Raw genomic sequence first — 17,269 nt, 5'->3', positions numbered from 1 at the left:
ACCAAGGACTAATCAGCTTGTATGAGACATATCGGAAACTCTGTAGTGTTTCATGAACCGCCGTATACCGAACGGTACGTACGGTGGTGTGAGAGGACGGGGGTTAGCCGCCCCCTCCTACTCGATTTCAAGCGAGGTAGAGGATTATGGTCTTGGGCTTTTTAAAGAAGGTATTAGATGCGAACGAACGGGAGGTCAAACGGCTGTGGCATATTGTTGAGGAAGTTAACAGCCTGGAGCCTCAGGTGCAGGCCTTAAGCGATGACGGGCTGGCGGCTAAAACCTTAGATTTTAAGAGGAGACTGGAGAATGGAGAGACTCTTGACGATATATTACCTGAAGCCTTTGCGGTAGTGAGGGAGGCGTCCAGGCGTACCCTGGGGATGAGGCACTTTGATGTTCAGATTTTGGGCGGGATAGTCCTGCACCAGGGGCGTATCGCAGAGATGAAAACCGGTGAAGGTAAGACCCTGGTAGCTACTTTGCCGGCATATCTCAATGCCCTCACCGGGCGGGGAGTCCACATAGTGACCGTGAACGATTACTTGGCTTCTCGCGACGCGGAGTGGATGGGGCCAATTTACCGCAGCCTCGGGCTTTCCGTAGGGTTAGTGGTCCACGGACTGAACCATGAAGAAAAGCAGCGGGCATACCGGGCCGATGTTACTTATGGTACCAACAACGAATTCGGTTTCGATTACCTGCGGGACAACATGGTTACCACTCCCGAACACAAGGTGCAGAGGGAACGCTATTACGCCATCGTGGACGAAGTAGACTCGATTCTCATCGACGAGGCGCGAACTCCGCTCATAATTTCAGGGGAAGCGGATAAGCCGACTGATCTGTATTACAAAATCGCCAAATTCGTGCCCAGGCTGAAGCCAGAGGTAGATTACAAGGTGGATGAAAAGGCTCACCTGGTAACCTTGACCGACGAAGGGGTGGCCAAGGTCGAAAAATACTTCGGCATCGAAAACCTGGGTGATGATAGGTACATGGAACTGGCTCATCATGTGAACCAGGGACTGAAGGCGCACGCCTTGATGAAGCGGGACCGGGACTACGTCGTGAAGGATGGCAAGGTCATCATCGTGGACGAGTTTACGGGGAGGTTGATGTTCGGGCGCCGGTACAGCGACGGCCTGCACCAGGCCATCGAAGCCAAGGAAGGCGTCAAGATTGAAAGGGAAAGCCAGACTTTGGCTACCATTACATTCCAAAATTATTTCCGCCTGTACGAAAAACTGGCAGGGATGACTGGAACGGCGGCTACGGAAGAGGAAGAGTTTCGCAAGATCTACGGGATGGACGTGGTGGTGATTCCCACCCACAAGCCGATGATTCGCGTCGATCTTCCTGACTTTATTTACCGTACTGAAGAAGGTAAATTCCAGGCAGTCGTAGAAGATATTGTCGAACGGTACCGAAAAGGGCAGCCGGTGCTGGTAGGGACCATTTCAATTGAAAAATCGGAAAGGCTCAGCAGTATGCTATCCCGGCGCGGGGTCCCCCACCAGGTTTTAAACGCCAAACACCACGAAAAAGAGGCCCAGATCATCGCCCGGGCCGGGCAGAAAGGGACCGTAACCATTGCAACCAATATGGCTGGTCGAGGGACGGACATCGTGCTGGGAGAAGGCGTGGCCGAGCTGGGAGGGCTCTACGTTTTGGGGACCGAGAGGCATGAAGCCCGCCGCATAGACAACCAGCTGCGGGGTCGTTCCGGGCGCCAAGGAGACCCGGGGGAATCGCGGTTCTACGTCTCCCTGGAGGACGACCTGATGCGTCTTTTCGGTTCGGAGAGCATCGAGGGCTTAATGGACCGGCTGGGGATGGATGATTCCGTACCTATTGAAAACAAACTGGTTTCCAGGGCTATTGAGAACGCTCAGAAGAAAGTGGAGAGCCGGAATTTCGAGATCCGTAAGCATGTTCTGGAGTACGATGATGTCATCAACCAGCAGCGTGAAGTTATATACGCGGAACGCGACAAGGTGCTCTATGGAGAAGACCTGACCGAAACTGTGATATCTATGATGGAAGACGTGGCTGAGCTGATTGTGGACCGATTCGCGGGTGAGGAGAAATACGCGGACGGGTGGGATTTGGCGGGGCTCTTTAATTACGTGGAGCGCAACTACATCCCGGAACCGGATTTTGGACCCGAGGAATTTAAGGGCATGACCCGGGATGACGTGGTTTCGTTCTTAAAGGAAAAGGGACGCCTGTTTTACGAAAAGCGCCGGTCCGAGATGGGCGACGAGACCATGCAGGCTCTGCAAAAGGTTTTGTTGCTCCGCATAATCGACGACAAGTGGATGGACCACATCGATGCCATGGACCAGCTACGGCACGGTATAGGCCTCAGGGCTTACGGGCAACGGGATCCGCTGGTTGAGTATAAATTCGAAGCTTATAACGCGTTTCAGGATATGGTTGCCAGTATTAAAGAAGATGTTGTCAGGTATGTGTTCCGGGTTAAGGTGGTCAGCCAGCCCCGGGAAAGGGTGACGGTTGAAAGCCGGGAGCAGGAGGGCGGCCGTAAGCCGGTGCGGTCTTCGAAGATCGGGCGCAACGACCCGTGCCCTTGCGGCAGCGGTAAAAAGTATAAGAAGTGTTGCGGGAGAGGAGTTGGCTGATGGATCTCACTTCGCTGATCGGACTTATTATAGGCCTTGCCGGTCTTATCCTAGGGTTCGTTTTAGAAGAGGGAAAAGTGGGGATGTTGCTGAAGGAGACCGCTGCTCTCATCGTCTTTGGCGGTACCATAGGCGCAGTCACCGTCAGCTTCAGCTCCGAGGAGTTAAAGACCATTCCGTATTTTTTGAAGGTTGTGTTTACCAATAAAAAAATAGAATTTGGAGAAACCATCGACCAGTTGGTACAGGTAGCGGATAAAGCGCGGCGAGAAGGACTTTTGAGCCTCGAAACCCAGCTCGAGGAATTGGAAAACGAGTTTATGCGCCGCGCGCTGCAGCTGGTCATCGATGGCACTGATCCAGAGCTTACCCGCAACATGTTGGAGATGGAAATCGAGGCCTTCGAGAAGCGGCAAAAACTCGGGGTCGATATTTTCAACGCCGCCGGAGGTTTTGCTCCGACTATGGGAATAATAGGAACGGTCATGGGACTGGTGCAGGTCTTGAGTAATGTCAGCGAGCCAGACAAACTAGGAGGAGCCATTGCGGTGGCTTTCATCGCCACCCTGTACGGTATTTTTTCCGCCAACATTTTATGGATTCCGTTTGCCGGCAAGATAAAGGTCAAGACGGAAAAAGAAGTCAAGCTCATGGAGTTGGTTCTTGAGGGCGTGCTTTCGGTGCAGGCAGGGGAGAATCCCCGGGTTATCAGGGAGAAACTCATGACTTTCCTGGCGCCTGCGGAAAAACAAGCTATGTTTGAAGCCCAAAAGGCAGGGGTGGAAATGTAACATGGCCCGAAATTCTAAGAAAGAACAAGAAGGTGGTGAGGGTGGCCCCAGCATGGAGCGGTGGCTACTCACTTATTCTGACCTCATAACTTTGTTGATGATATTTTTCGTTGTAATGTACACCATGAGCCAGGTAGATGCCCAAAAGTTTCAGGCTTTAGCCAATTCTCTGAGCATGGTCCTATCCGGAAAGTCGATTTCTATTATGGAAACGCCTGGCCCTTCTGTGGTAGAAGGGAGAAGCGGGCAGATCATACGCGAGGGGCAGGGCGATACCCCTACCCTGCAGGGGAACCTCGAGGCCATTGAAAAGCAGCTTGCCGAATACATCAAAAGCGAAGAAGGCCTGGCGGGAAACATCGTTCTGATGGAGCAGGAGCGGGGCCTGGTCATAAGCTTGAAGGATACTCTGCTTTTTCCTAAAGGATCAGATGTTTTGACTCCCCGGGCACATGAAATAATACGTAAAGTGGGCGAGAGCCTGAAAACCATACCTAACTACGTAAGGGTAGAAGGACACACCGATGATCTGCCTATCAATACGCCAAAGTTTCCTTCTAACTGGGAACTCTCGGTCTTACGGGCCACCAATGTGGTGCATGTACTGGCCGGGGAGGTGGGTATTCCTCCCGATCGTCTTTCTGCTACGGGATACGGAGAGTATCGGCCTTTGATGCCCAACGACAGCGAGCCCAACCGGGCCATGAACCGTCGAGTGGATATAGTGATACTGAAACAGAAATACGATTACTTTGAACCGCCTCAGAGCGGAGAGTAGGGAAGGAGGGGCCTATAAATGCTTTCAGAAAACGCCTTAAACCTGGCTTGCGAAATCAAAAAGAGACTTGAAGAAATCGGAGGTTCTCTTTGACGTAGAAGGACTGAAGCACAGGATAAAACAACTGGAGGACAAAACCTGCCAACCCGGTTTTTGGGACGACAATCAGGAGGCCCAGAAGGTCGTTAAGGAGATGAGCGGGCTCAAGGAACGGGTAGACAGTTATGAATCACTTGTCCGCGAGATAGAGGACATCTCAGGGCTTTTGGAATTGGCGGAGGCCGAGGAGGACGAGGAGCTTTACCGCGAAGCGGCGGCTGAGTTGGCCCGGCTGAATCGCCGGTTTCGCGAATACGAACTCTCTATCATGTTCAAGGGAGAACACGACGATAGCAATGCCATCGTTTCTCTGCACGCCGGGGCAGGAGGTACCGATGCCCAGGACTGGGTGGAGATGCTTTTGCGCATGTATACCCGCTGGGCTGAGGATAACGGGTATGAGGTTGACATAATGGATTACCTGCCGGGGGAAGAAGCAGGGATTAAGAGCGTGACCTTGCTGATAAAAGGGAAATACGCCTATGGCAAGATGAAAGCCGAGGCTGGGGTGCATAGACTTATCAGGGTATCTCCCTTCGATGCCTCGGGAAGAAGGCATACTTCTTTTGCACTGGTTTCAGTTCTGCCGGAAATTCAGGATGATGTGGAGGTTACCATTTCTCCCGATGACCTGCGTATAGATACTTTCCGGGCCGGGGGTGCCGGGGGCCAGCACGTGAACAAGACGGACTCTGCGGTGCGCATCACCCATCTGCCTACAGGAATCGTGGTGCAGTGCCAGAACGAGAGGTCTCAGTACGCCAACAAACTAGCGGCCATGAAGATATTGCGGGCTAAATTGTACGAACTGAAACAGCGAGAGCAGGAAGAGAGCCTGCAGAAGTTGAAAGGGGAGTACAAGGAGATAGCTTGGGGCAACCAGATACGGACCTATGTTCTAAACCCGTTTTCCCTGGTGAAGGACCACCGTACAGGGCTCGAGGTAGGCAACGTTAATGCTGTCCTAGATGGAGACATTAACGATTTTATTACCGCGTATCTGGGGCAGAAGTACGGAGCGGGAATTGAGAATTGAGAATGAAGAATGAAGAATGAAGAATGAAGAATGAAGAGTGGATTCGGGGTTAATCGGCGTCGAAGAATTTATAGAGAGGGAGTTAACTGAGGATGCGGGAAATTAGCCAACAAGCCGTGACAGAACTGAAAGAGCGGGCCAGGAGCCTGAGGTGCGAGGTGATTAAAATGCTGGGAAAAGCCGGCTCCGGGCACACGGGAGGCTCGCTTTCCGCAGCGGATGTCGTGGCCTGCCTCTATTTTTGGGAGATGAGGCTCGATAATGCCAACCCGGGTTGGCCAGAGCGGGACCGTTTTGTACTCAGTAAAGGACATGCCGCTCCTTTGCTGTACGCGGCTCTCGCGGAAAAAGGTTTTATCCCCAGGGAAGAATTGCAAAGTCTTCGCCGCTTGGGCAGCCGGCTGCAGGGTCATCCTGACATGCGAAAAGTTCCTGGGGTGGAAGCTTCGACCGGTTCCCTGGGCCAGGGAATAGCCTGGGCAGTGGGTATGGCACTGGCAGGGCGTTTGGATGCCAAGGATTATCGAGTTTACACCCTGTTGGGAGACGGGGAGATACAAGAGGGAGAGGTGTGGGAAGCCGTGATGGCTGCCGCCCACTACCGGCTGGACAACCTGGTGGCTATAGTGGACTACAACGGGTTGCAGATTGACGGGGCTGTAGATAAGGTAATGTCTCCCCTGCCTATTGCTGCCAAATTCGAAGCCTTCGGGTGGAACACGCAGGAGATCGACGGGCATGATTTCCGGCAGATCATGCAGGCTTTGGAGGCAGCGCGGGGCCACAAGGGAAGACCTTCGGCTATCGTGGCCCGTACCGTTAAGGGCAAGGGAGTCTCATTTATGGAGAACGGGGTCGACTGGCACGGCAAGGCTCCCAATACGGAGCAGGTGGAAAGAGCCTTGGCCGAACTGGCAGTCAATTGAGTATATACTGAGGGACAGGAATGCAAATCCAGAACCGTCCCCGGTTTGCATGAAGGGAGAAGTGGCGAGTGGAGAAGATAGCGACTAGAGATGCATACGGGCAGGCTTTGGTCAAGCTGGGGCATCTGCACGAAGACCTAGTGGTTTTAGACGCCGACTTGTCTAAGTCCACGAAAACCTCTGAATTTGGCGTAGCGTTTCCGGAAAGGTTTTTCAATATGGGCATCGCCGAGCAGAATATGATGGGTACAGCAGCCGGCCTGGCAGCTTCGGGCAAGGTGGTTTTTGCCAGCTCTTTTGCGGTGTTTGCTACGGGAAGAGCCTGGGAGCAGGTGCGCAATTCCATCGCTTACGCGGGTCTTAATGTCAAGATCGCCGCTTCCCACGCCGGTATTACCGTGGGGGAAGACGGGGGTTCTCACCAGTCGGTAGAAGATATAGCTTTGATGAGGGCGATACCCGGTATGAAGGTTGTGGTGCCGGCTGATGCGGTCGCTACCGAAAAACTGGTCATGGCCGCCTATCGGGAGCCGGGACCGGTTTACCTGCGATTGGGACGCCCGGCTGTTCCGGTCATTTACGGTCCGGGCTGGGACATGAGTATTGGTCAGGGCATCGAAATACGACAGGGTAAAGACGCGACTATCATCGCCTGTGGAATAATGGTTTACCATGCCTTAGAGGCGGCCAAAATACTGGCGGGCGCTGGCTTGGAGGTTTCTGTCGTCGACATGTTTACTGTAAAACCTTTGGACGAGGATATGATTTGCCGCAAGGCGCGTGAGACCGGAGCCCTGGTAACGGCCGAGGAACACAGCATAATCGGGGGATTAGGGGGAGCAGTTTGCGAAGTCGTTTCCGGGTGCTGCCCGGTTCCAGTGGTTAGGGTCGGGATACAGGATCTGTTCGGTCAGTCTGGTACCCCGGACGAGCTTATGGAATATTACGGGTTAACCGCTAAACATTTGGTGGAGGCGGTAGAGAAGGCAGTCCGTTTAAAGAAAAAAACATGAGCCACAGATGGACACAGATTTGACACAGATTGACACAGATGGGTTTATTTGACGCAGATTAACGGAGATAATTTTCGCCGAGCATAAACCTGAGGGGATTGTTAGCCGGGCGAAGCGACGTATGACGAACTCCGGGCACTCAACCAAGGGCCGTCAATATGAGTAAAATTTGAATATTCTCGTTGAGTGCCGGACAACACATGGCGAAACTGATTCATTCTCTAGTGGGGAGACACTCTTAGTGTATTGGGAGTCTGCGTCATTCTGCGTCTAATAATAAAAAACACATCTGTGTTCATCAGTGCTCATCTGTGTATATCTGTGGCCATTTTTCCCGGCAAATACTAGGAGGATTTTGAGGAGCGGTGTAGAACCACCTATAATTAGGTGGTTTTTTGTTGGTAAATGCGAGGTTCAAAGTCGGGGAGGGAATAAGTCTTGCTAGTGCAGTTGTATAACGTTTCCAAGACCTACCCCAACGGGGTTAAGGCGTTGAATGACGTTTCTCTTAAGATAGATCGAGGAGAGTTTGTGTTTTTGATGGGACAAAGCGGGGCCGGAAAATCCACGCTTTTGAAGCTTTTGTACCGTGAGGAATTACCTACCCGCGGGCAGATATTCATCGCGTCGCGGAGCGTGGTCAGGATGAAGGCCGGAGAAATCCCTATGCTGCGAAGAAACATTGGGGTGGTTTTTCAAGATTATAAGCTGCTGGAGAACAAGACGGTTTTTGAAAACGTCGCTTTCGCTATGCAGGTAGTTGGGGGCAACCGGCACGACATCAGCCGCAGGGTTGAGGAGACCTTGGGGTTGGTGGGGTTGAGGGACAAGGCCGGCTGTTATCCTTCACAGCTTTCAGGTGGCGAGCAGCAGAGGGCCGGGATAGCCCGGGCTATCGTGAACCGGCCTTTAATCGTGATTGCGGATGAACCCACCGGTAACCTCGATGCCGACACTTCATGGGAAATCATGGATCTCTTGCACGAAATCAATAAAAGCGGGACGACGGTGATCATGGCTACCCACGCCCAGGAGATTGTGAGAAGGATGCAAAAGCGGGTGGTGTTCTTAAAAGAGGGTAGCGTGGTTCACGATTCCTTACCGGAGGAGTTTATTGCATGAGCCTGCGTAATGTAGGCTATTACTTCGGTGAGGCAGCGAGATCCTTGTACCGGAACCGGCTCTTGAGCTTGGCCACCGCTTCGACGGTGGCGGCTTGTGTATTGATCCTGGGGGTGGCGGTTTTGATGATAGTGAACGCCGAACAGGTTATGTCGAACCTGGAGTCGGACGTAGAGATAGTAGCTTTTTTGGAGAAAGACTTGAGCCACCAGCAAGAAACAGAGATCGGCAAAGAATTGAGTTACATCCCCGAGGTTAAGGAAGTCAGGTACGTTTCCCGCGACGAGGCCATGAAACAACTGGCCAAGAAATTTGGCAAGAAAGAAAGCGAGCTGATCCAAACCCTGGGCGGCGAGAACCCGTTACGCAACAGTTACCGCATTAAAGCCAACGATCCCCATCAAGTCCCGTCTTTGGCCCGCAAGATTCAGGGCATCCCTGGTATTTACCGGGTGCGTTACGGGCAGGGAGTAGTAGAAAAGCTCTTCGCTGCCACCCGGTGGGTCAGGAACCTGAGCCTTGTGGTGACTGTACTCCTAGCCGGGGCAGGCGTTTTCCTTATTGCCACCACCATCCGTCTCAGTGTTTATTCCCGGCGCAAGGAGATCTACCTGATGCAGTTGGTGGGAGCGACCAGGTGGTTTATCCGGTGGCCGTTTTTCATCGAGGGGATAATTTTGGGGATCGCGGGATCGGCGGTCGCGGCTTTAGTATTGTCGGTAGGCTATTATTATCTGGTGAATAGCCTGGGCCTGGCGGTTTCGTTTATTCCTCTGGTGCGGGACACGTCTTTGCTTTGGAAACTGGGCGGGGGGCTCCTGGCAACGGGGGCAGCGTTAGGGATTATTGGAACCTACATCTCGGTGAACCGGTATATGAATATCTAGAGTTCAGTCATATTGAAACCACACAAGAGCCGGGATACAGGTTAGGCTGTTTTGAAGGGCGCTTCGGGGAATTGTGTTAAGGCTAAAGAGTCCAAGATGCCCGGACAAGGGTAGAAAATGGTGAGGTTGGAGGGCAGGAGATGAAGGAGCATGCCAAGGGGCTTATCGCGTGTCTCACTTTGGTGTTTTTCTTGGCAGCGCTTTTTCCGGCTTACGCTGGCCAACTCGAGGAGAAACAGAAAGAACTGCGTTCGATTCAGCAAGAGATAGCCAAACGCAGGGATCAGATTAAGAAGGCTAAACAGCAGGAAAAGGACATAATGAAACAGATCGAGGTTATTGAGAACGGGATGGAAGAAACCAGGAAAGAGATTCAGAACCTCGATAAGCAGGTATCGGTAGTGGAAGGAGACATAGATTCTATTCAGCGGGACATCCAGAAGGCTGAGGCTCATTTGAATGAGCAAACGGACTACCTAGCTCAGAGGCTGGTTACGGTGTACGAGACCGGGGACGTGTCTTACCTGGAGGTGCTTCTCGATTCTACCGATATCGTGGATTTTCTGACCCGTTATGACCTGCTGAAAGAGATAGTGAGCCAAGACATGCAGCTCATAGAGGAGATACAGGCTGAACGCGCGGATCTGGAGCAGAAAAAGGAATTACTCGAGGCCAAGAAAAGCGACCTCTTGTACACCAAGCAGAAACGCGAAGCCCAGGCCGAGTTTTTGGAAGAGCAGGCCGGCATGAAGCAGGAGGTCTTAAACCAGGTCCAGAACCAGAGGGAACAATACGAAAAGGCACTGGAAGAATTAGAAGAAACCTCCCGCGAGCTGGAACGCTTGATCCGCTCGCTGCAGAAACCGGAAAGTGCTTATCAGGGAACTGGAATCTTCTGTTGGCCGGCACCTGGCTACACCAGGGTAACTTCAGAGTACGGAATGCGTTACCATCCCATCCTGGGGATCCGCAAACTTCACACCGGGATTGACATCGGGGCTCCCTACGGGGCTCGGGTGGTGGCCGCGGATGGAGGGACGGTTATCTATATCGGTAGGATGGGGGGATATGGCAACACGATAGTTGTCGACCACGGGGGAGGCGTATCTACCCTGTATGCTCACTTGTCTGCTTACAGGACTTCGACCGGAGCGAGGGTCGATAAAGGGGATACGATAGGACTGGTCGGTTCTACGGGTTGGAGCACCGGAGCGCATCTACATTTTGAGGTGCGGAAGAACGGTACCCCGGTCGATCCGAGGGGATGGATATGAAGATGGAAGTTGGAGGCAGGAAGTAGGAGGTTGGAAGCCCGAAGATGGAAGTTGGGGGCCGGAAGTAGGAGGTTGGAAGCCCGAAGATGGAGGTTGGAGGCCAGAGGTAGGAAGTTGGAAGCCTGAAGATGGAAGTTGGAGGCAGGAAGTAGGGAGGCGGAGGCCGGAAGTATGAGGTTGAAAATGTGGAAGTTAGAGGCTGAGGAGATCGCCTGGGAGGGGCGATTTTTTGTTTTGTTAAATGGCAACACTTGGGTTAACATATTAGTTGTTGACCGGTAATAAACTTAAGGGGAAATGGAAGGGGTAGTGGTATTGAAGAATAACAGGTTTATCAAGGGATGTGTGATATTTTTTGCCATCATAGGTTTTCTTGTTACTTTGACTACATCTTACCTATTCATCACGTATCGAGGTAGCTTAACCAGTCTAGCGACCGAAACCTTGTTGTTGAAGACAAAGGCATTAAAGCCAGCGGATACTCCGGGGCTCATCAGAGGCGCGATGAGGGGTATGGTGGATTCACTGAATGATCCTTACTCTGCTTACTTGGATCCTAATCAGTATCGCGACTTGACTATAAAGATACAAGCGACGTTCGGGGGCATCGGTATCGTTGTGGGAGCCGATGAGGAGAACCGGTTGAAGGTGGTATCAGCTCTTAAAGATACGCCTGCCGAGCGAGCTGGGATAAAATCGGGCGATGTAATTACCCGCATAAACGAGGACTCTACTCAGGGCATGAGTTTGGACGATGCGGTGCGGCTGATGCGAGGAGAACCAGGGACGCAGGTTACAGTCGGTGTCTACAGAGAAAGCGAACGGAGGGAGTATGAGTTCACGATAACCCGAGAAATAATCAATGTTCCCTCGGTGGAGTCAAGGTTGCTGCAAGGAGACGTGCCTGTAGGATACGTACACCTGCTTCAGTTTACCGCCACTTCTGCTAGCGAGATGGAAAAAGCTATACACGCCTTGGTAGAGCAAAAAGCCAGGGGACTCATACTCGATCTAAGGGATAACCCTGGGGGTGATTTCCAAGCGGCCCTTGATATTGCTGATCTGTTCCTAAATGATGGGGTTATCGTTAAGGTCCGTAACCGTTATGGACGGGAGGTGGTACACGAAGCTCATGCTGGAGCTTTTGACATGCCGTTTGTTGTGCTCGTAAACGGGGGGAGTGCTAGCTCTTCCGAGATTTTAGCAGGGGCCTTGAAGGATCACGGGGTAGCACCCCTGGTGGGAGAGAAAACCTTTGGTAAAGGGCTAGTACAGACCGTATATCCTCTGGCCGCGGGCGATGCTTTGAAGCTGACAACGGATAAGTATTTTACCCCTAAGGGGACTGATATAGACCATGTTGGGATTGCACCGGATTACACGGTACCGGCCGGCAAAAACGGCGAGGACCAACAGTTGGCAAGAGCCAAATCTATCCTGCTAGAGGAGATTTCATCCCGCGAACCTTGGAATTTAGCCACAGACGGACACAGATGAGCCACAGATTAACACTGATATTGTTAGTCCAAATACAATAACCCCCGTCTGTTTTTCGGAGAAATAAACATGTGATGACGAACCGGAAACACCAATAGTAGGTACGGGCGATAATGAAATATTAAGTTAGTTGTTACAGTGAACTCATGTATTTATCTGCACCATTCTGCGTTTCAAATAACATCTGTGTTAATCAGTGCAAATCTGTGTTAATCTGTGGTTCCGTTTGAGGAGTGATTCGGTTGAGCGAAGTAGGATCTTTTCTCCTCGTAATCGGAAAGCTGTGGCTACAGGTTATCATAAGCCCCGTGTTTTTGGTGCTTATTGTATTGGTGGGCTGGCAGTATCGGCGGATGCAACGGATGTCGCAGGGACTGTTCCCGACGAACAGGAATATGTATATCCGTTCGACTTTGCTATCAACTCTGGTTGGAATCGCAGGCGGTGTTGCGGGCAGTGCAGGCCTGTTGGGGTTAGGCGTGGACCTGGCCAGAATGGGGATAGCCTATCTGTTCATTACCGCGATTCTTCTGATGCTGATTCACCCCCGGTTTCTTTGTTTTGCCTATGCCGGTGGTATAATTTCAGTTTCCCATTTAGTGTTCGGATGGCCGGATGTTAGTGTTCCCCAGCTTATGGGCCTAGTAGCCGTCTTACACATGGTAGAGAGCATGCTCATCTATTTTTCGGGGCACATAGACCCCATGCCGGTCTACGTTCAGACTGATAGACACGGTGTTGTGGGAGGCTTCAACCTGCAGAAGTTTTGGCCAATACCTTTGGTTGCCGTGATGAGCGTGGTTGACCCGAGAACCGCCAGCACTGGGATAACACTGCCTGACTGGTGGCGGGCCGGATGGTGGGCACTTTTTCACGACAGTTCAGGCGTTCCCTCCTCTGTCAGCTACGTATTGCTGCCGATAATAGCTATTTTGGGATACGGGGAAGTTACAACTACGGCTTCGCCCCGACAAAAAAGCAAGGTGTCGGCGCGTAACTTGTTCTGCTTCAGCCTTATGCTGTTGATCCTGTCGGTCATGGCTTCACGTAACCCGCATCTCTGCATCCTACCGGCCCTTTTCGGTCCTCTAGGGCATGAACTCGTTATATGGTTGGGAATCAAGGCGGAATCGGAGGCTACTCCTTCGTACGTCATGCCCGAGCGAGGTGTAATGATTCTGGAAGTGTTGCCTGGATCCACGGCGGCGCAGGCCGGGCTAAAAAGAGGGGACGTGGTGGTGGGAGTCAACGGTTTGACGGTTAACAGCCGGGAAGAGATGGAGGCTTTGCTGCGGTATTACGGAGGAGAACTGCAGCTAAAGATCTGTCGCGAGGGGCAGGATTTTTCTTCCTCCTTTGCGAGAAAGCCAGGGCAAAGTCTTGGCATTGTGCTAGTACCGGATCCTGGGGAAGAAGGCGTGCGCAGACGGCATGCTGCATTTCGTTCTCAGCGCTTCTTGAACTGGCTGAAAAGATTCTTGCGCTAAAAGGGGTTGGTCGAAGAGCTGAGTTGGCTCAGTTTCCCGTAGATTCCGATATGGCCGCTTGGCTGATAGGATTCGGTAGTGGTTACATTTTGCTTACCCTCCGAATAGCATAATAGTAGCATAGGCCCGATGCGAGGGACGGGGCTGCTTGTAGGGGAAAAGGTTTTAGGGGGGAGGCAGATCGTGAATAAGCGGGGACGAATAAGGTACTTGTTGGCCAGCAGTAACACAGGGCAGGGCTACAGCTCGTTTCTGCCGGCTTTGATAAATGAGCTGAACAAGGTTTACATCCTTAAGGGAGCACCAGGCTCAGGCAGATCCACTTTTATCAGGCAGGTGGGTTTGGCCCTGGCGACTAAGGGATACGAAACGGACTTTTTCGTTTCTCCTTTCAACGCTTCATCGCTAGAGGGCGTTATTTTTCCGCAGTTAGGGCTAGGGGTTGTAAATGGGGATCTCAAATGCAAAATTGAGGCCAGATACCCGGGAATTGCAGGGGAGATCATAAATCTGGGCGAGCATTGGGACCGTGAACAGTTGGTAGAACACCAGCAGGAGATAAGAGACTTGGTAAATGAGATACAGAAACATGTTGAACTCAGCCGGGGCCTACTTAAAGAGGCGAGCCGGGTAAAGGAAGGGCTGAAAAGTTTCTGGGTAACTGGGCTTAATCTGGAACGAGTGGAGGCCCTGGTTACGCGGCTGGTGACGGAAATACTCGACCGGATTCCTACCGAAAGGCATTACTTTGGGTCTACACTTAGCCCCCAGGGGTTTGTCAGTTATATCGACCAGCTTAGCGGGTCTTGTACCTACAGGTATGTCTTACAGGGACCACCTGGCAGCGGCAAGTCAACGGTTCTGTTGGCTTTAGGTGAACGAGCTTTGGCTAGGGGGTGTCAGGTGGAGTTTTACCACGACGGGTTAAACCCCGACAGTCTGAACATGATCATAATGACCAGTCTCAGCGTGGCCGTGGTCGATGCCAGCGGGCTTAGTCTAACCGCCAGGCCTGGTGATATAATTATAGATACCCGGGAGTGTATTGAGTCAGAGCCAGAAGATTTTTTCGAACACGAAATCAACGAAGCCCAGCGCCGGCTGGACGCGCTGGTAGAGGAAGCGAGTGCTGTTCTGCGTGAGGCCGAGTTTTGCCGGAAGCGTTTGCAGAAGATCTACAGCCGGGCCATGGATTTCAGCGAGATCGAACGCATCCAGGCCCGGATAATCGAAGAAATCTGAATAGACGCAGACGCTTATGACACTTATAAACCAGGGGGACGGTTCTTATGGTTTATTTCCGGAAGAAAATAAACCACAAGAACCGTCCCCCTGGTTGACCTGGTTGAGAGGAGGTTGCACGGTGCTGTTCAAGCTTTGCTCGGAGTATGAGCCTACGGGGGACCAACCTCAGGCTATCCAAGCCATAATAGAGGGCGTGAGGCTGGGGTACAGGCACCAGACCTTGATGGGGGTTACCGGGTCTGGGAAGACCTTTACCATGGCCCACATAATAAACGAGCTGCAGCGGCCGGCTCTGGTTATTGCTCCCAACAAGACCTTGGCCGGGCAGCTTTACGCCGAATTCCGGGAGTTTTTCCCGGAGAACGCCGTGGAGTACTTTATCAGTTACTACGACTACTACCAGCCAGAGGCGTACGTTCCCCAGACCGATACGTATATTGAAAAGGATTCTTCCATCAACGATGAAATAGACAAGCTGCGCCACTCCGCTACCGCAGCTTTGCTGGAAAGGCGAGACGTGATCATCGTGGCCAGCGTTTCTTGTATCTACGGGTTAGGGTCCCCCGAAGATTACGGGGAAATGGTGATTTCCCTGCGTCCAGGCATGGAAACAGGGCGCGACGAACTCTTGAAGAGACTGGTGGAGAACCTGTACGAGCGAAATGAAATCGATTTCAGCCGGGGCAAATTCCGGGTGCGCGGGGACGTGGTAGAGCTGATGCCGGTATCTGCCGGGGAAAATGCCATCCGTATAGAGTTTTTCGGGGATGAGATCGAAAGGATACTGGAGTTCAATCCCCTGACGGGGGAGATATTAGGCAGGAGGACTCACGTTTCGATTTTCCCGGCTTCCCATTACATCACTACCCGGGAAAAGATGCTGAGGGCGGCGGCAGAGATTGAAAAAGAATTGGAGGAACGGGTGGAGCTCCTCAAAAAGGAAGGTAAGCTCTTGGAGGCTCAGCGCCTGGCCCACCGCACCCGTTATGACCTGGAGATGATAAGGGAAATCGGTTATTGCAAGGGGATAGAAAACTATTCCCGTTACATTACAGGAAGACAGTCGGGGGAACCGCCCTATACCTTGATCGACTTTTTCCCCCGGGATTTCATTGTCTTTATCGATGAGTCTCACATAGGAATACCTCAGTTGCGCGGGATGTACGAAGGGGACCGCTCGCGCAAGCAGACCCTGGTGGACTATGGTTTTCGCTTGCCTTCGGCTATGGACAACCGCCCGCTTACGTTTGAGGAGTTCGAGGCCAAGGTTAAGCAGTGTATTTACGTCAGCGCTACCCCCGGGCCTTATGAGCTGGAAAACAGCAGCCAGGTAGTGGAGCAGATTATCAGACCTACCGGCCTAGTCGACCCGGAGGTGGAGGTAAGACCCACCCAAAACCAGATAGACGACCTGATGAAGGAGATACGGCTGAAGGTGGACAAAGGCTACCGGGTGCTGGTGACGACCTTGACTAAACGGATGGCCGAGGAGCTTACGGATTACCTGAGCGATGCCGGAATCCGGGTTAGGTACATGCACTCCGAGATCGACGCCCTTGAAAGAATGGATATACTGCGGGGCCTGAGACTTGGAGAATTCGACGTACTCGTTGGAATTAACCTTCTCCGGGAGGGGCTGGACCTGCCCGAGGTGGCTTTGGTAGCTATACTTGATGCCGATAAAGAAGGGTTCTTGCGTTCGGAGCGGTCGCTGGTTCAGACCATCGGGAGAGCTGCCCGTAACGTGGAAGGTAAGGTTATAATGTACGCTGACCACGTCACCTCCGCTATGAAGGCGGCAATCGACGAAACGAACCGGCGCCGGGCTATCCAGCTGGAGTACAACCGCCAGCACGGGATCACACCCCGAACAGTTACTAAAAGCATACGGCCCCCCATAGAGGCTACGATTGCCGAAGAGCCTGAGGAATACAGGAGCTCGACATTTGAGGGATTGAACGCCAGAGAACGAAAACGGTTGCTGACCGAGCTGGAACTGGAAATGAGGAGAGCGGCAGAGATGCTGGAATTCGAACGGGCAGCCTACTTGCGCGATCTCATAAGACAAGCCCAGGGAACCCGTGGGAAGAAGCGGGGAAAAACGAAAACTAGAATTCATTAGACGCAGATTTACGCTGATTTATAATTAAGCCACAGATGAACACTGATTATCACAGATTTACACAGATATTTTTGGTAATAATAGCCATATCTTTTTGCACGGGTATGCTATATTTTACAAGTATTACCTCAACCCAAACAATACTAGACATAATAAACAAAATTAGGAAAGATTTTTGATAGCACTAGGTAATATGCCATAGAAGGACTTTTCTGAATAGGCCGGGACTGTACAATTAACTGTGTAAACCCCTTTGGGAAAAAGGTAAACTTTTACCAAGGGGGTAAGGAAAATGGACGAAAAACTTTTTAGGAAGCACCTTCGGGAATTTATCAAAGAAAACAATCTGG

General features: G+C 52.0%; 13 protein-coding genes. All 13 read left to right on the top strand.

What is annotated here, in order from left to right:
- The first annotated feature begins 146 nt into the window (after window positions 1–146).
- The 13 genes from secA (at window position 147) to uvrB (ending at window position 16,919) form a co-directional block, all read left to right on the top strand.
- Window positions 147–2,642: a preprotein translocase subunit SecA gene (gene secA, locus HPY90_RS11900; RefSeq protein WP_287194747.1), complete on the top strand. Its 2,496-nt coding sequence runs from the start codon at window positions 147–149 to the stop codon at window positions 2,640–2,642.
- On the top strand, window positions 2,642–3,433 hold the full coding sequence (locus HPY90_RS11895; protein WP_013176033.1) for a flagellar motor protein: 792 nt from the start codon (window positions 2,642–2,644) through the stop codon (window positions 3,431–3,433). Before secA ends, HPY90_RS11895 begins: the two co-directional genes overlap by 1 nt.
- A gap of 1 nt (window position 3,434) precedes the next feature.
- The gene (locus HPY90_RS11890) at window positions 3,435–4,211 is read left to right on the top strand and encodes an OmpA/MotB family protein (protein ID WP_013176032.1); all 777 of its coding nucleotides are present in this window, start codon (window positions 3,435–3,437) and stop codon (window positions 4,209–4,211) included.
- Between the two features lie 18 nt (window positions 4,212–4,229).
- Window positions 4,230–5,346, top strand: a protein-coding gene (prfB, locus tag HPY90_RS11885; RefSeq protein ID WP_287194743.1) for a peptide chain release factor 2 whose coding sequence is annotated in 2 segments (ribosomal slippage) — window positions 4,230–4,301 and window positions 4,303–5,346 — 1,116 coding nt in all. Because the reading frame shifts where the segments join, the coding sequence is not laid out codon by codon here.
- A 92-nt stretch (window positions 5,347–5,438) separates the two neighbouring features.
- Complete coding sequence (locus HPY90_RS11880) at window positions 5,439–6,272, top strand: transketolase (RefSeq protein WP_287194742.1); 834 nt, start codon at window positions 5,439–5,441, stop codon at window positions 6,270–6,272.
- Window positions 6,273–6,340: 68 nt separating this feature from the next.
- Entirely contained in the window at window positions 6,341–7,285 is a 945-nt protein-coding gene (locus HPY90_RS11875) for a transketolase family protein (protein WP_287194740.1), read from the top strand.
- Window positions 7,286–7,723: 438 nt separating this feature from the next.
- Window positions 7,724–8,407, top strand: coding sequence for a cell division ATP-binding protein FtsE (ftsE, locus tag HPY90_RS11870; protein WP_287194739.1), 684 nt, complete (start codon window positions 7,724–7,726; stop codon window positions 8,405–8,407).
- Window positions 8,404–9,294: a permease-like cell division protein FtsX gene (gene ftsX, locus HPY90_RS11865; RefSeq protein ID WP_013176027.1), complete on the top strand. Its 891-nt coding sequence runs from the start codon at window positions 8,404–8,406 to the stop codon at window positions 9,292–9,294. Before ftsE ends, ftsX begins: the two co-directional genes overlap by 4 nt.
- A gap of 140 nt (window positions 9,295–9,434) precedes the next feature.
- A complete protein-coding gene (locus HPY90_RS11860) occupies window positions 9,435–10,568 on the top strand; it encodes a murein hydrolase activator EnvC family protein (protein ID WP_287194737.1) in 1,134 nt (377 codons plus the stop codon).
- Window positions 10,569–10,865: 297 nt separating this feature from the next.
- Window positions 10,866–12,065, top strand: coding sequence for a S41 family peptidase (locus tag HPY90_RS11855; protein WP_287194735.1), 1,200 nt, complete (start codon window positions 10,866–10,868; stop codon window positions 12,063–12,065).
- A gap of 242 nt (window positions 12,066–12,307) precedes the next feature.
- The gene (locus HPY90_RS11850; protein WP_287194733.1) at window positions 12,308–13,552 is read left to right on the top strand and encodes a PDZ domain-containing protein; all 1,245 of its coding nucleotides are present in this window, start codon (window positions 12,308–12,310) and stop codon (window positions 13,550–13,552) included.
- A 183-nt stretch (window positions 13,553–13,735) separates the two neighbouring features.
- Entirely contained in the window at window positions 13,736–14,794 is a 1,059-nt protein-coding gene (locus tag HPY90_RS11845; protein ID WP_287194731.1) for a hypothetical protein, read from the top strand.
- 121 nt (window positions 14,795–14,915) lie between these two features.
- Complete coding sequence (gene uvrB, locus HPY90_RS11840; protein WP_287194730.1) at window positions 14,916–16,919, top strand: excinuclease ABC subunit UvrB; 2,004 nt, start codon at window positions 14,916–14,918, stop codon at window positions 16,917–16,919.
- Window positions 16,920–17,269 lie beyond the last annotated feature (350 nt).

Source organism: Syntrophothermus sp. (assembly GCF_013314835.1).
Taxonomy (GTDB): Bacteria; Bacillota; Syntrophomonadia; order Syntrophomonadales; family Syntrophothermaceae; genus Syntrophothermus; species Syntrophothermus lipocalidus.
Note: the sequence above shows the minus strand (reverse complement) of the source record. Positions and strands in the feature narration are given on the sequence as shown.

Coding starts and splice junctions, on each gene's coding strand:
- secA (WP_287194747.1), top strand. CDS start 147: ATGGTCTTGGGCTTTTTAAAGAAGGTATTAGATGCGAACGAACGGGAG.
- HPY90_RS11895 (WP_013176033.1), top strand. CDS start 2,642: ATGGATCTCACTTCGCTGATCGGACTTATTATAGGCCTTGCCGGTCTT.
- HPY90_RS11890 (WP_013176032.1), top strand. CDS start 3,435: ATGGCCCGAAATTCTAAGAAAGAACAAGAAGGTGGTGAGGGTGGCCCC.
- HPY90_RS11880 (WP_287194742.1), top strand. CDS start 5,439: ATGCGGGAAATTAGCCAACAAGCCGTGACAGAACTGAAAGAGCGGGCC.
- ftsX (WP_013176027.1), top strand. CDS start 8,404: ATGAGCCTGCGTAATGTAGGCTATTACTTCGGTGAGGCAGCGAGATCC.
- HPY90_RS11860 (WP_287194737.1), top strand. CDS start 9,435: ATGAAGGAGCATGCCAAGGGGCTTATCGCGTGTCTCACTTTGGTGTTT.
- HPY90_RS11855 (WP_287194735.1), top strand. CDS start 10,866: ATGGAAGGGGTAGTGGTATTGAAGAATAACAGGTTTATCAAGGGATGT.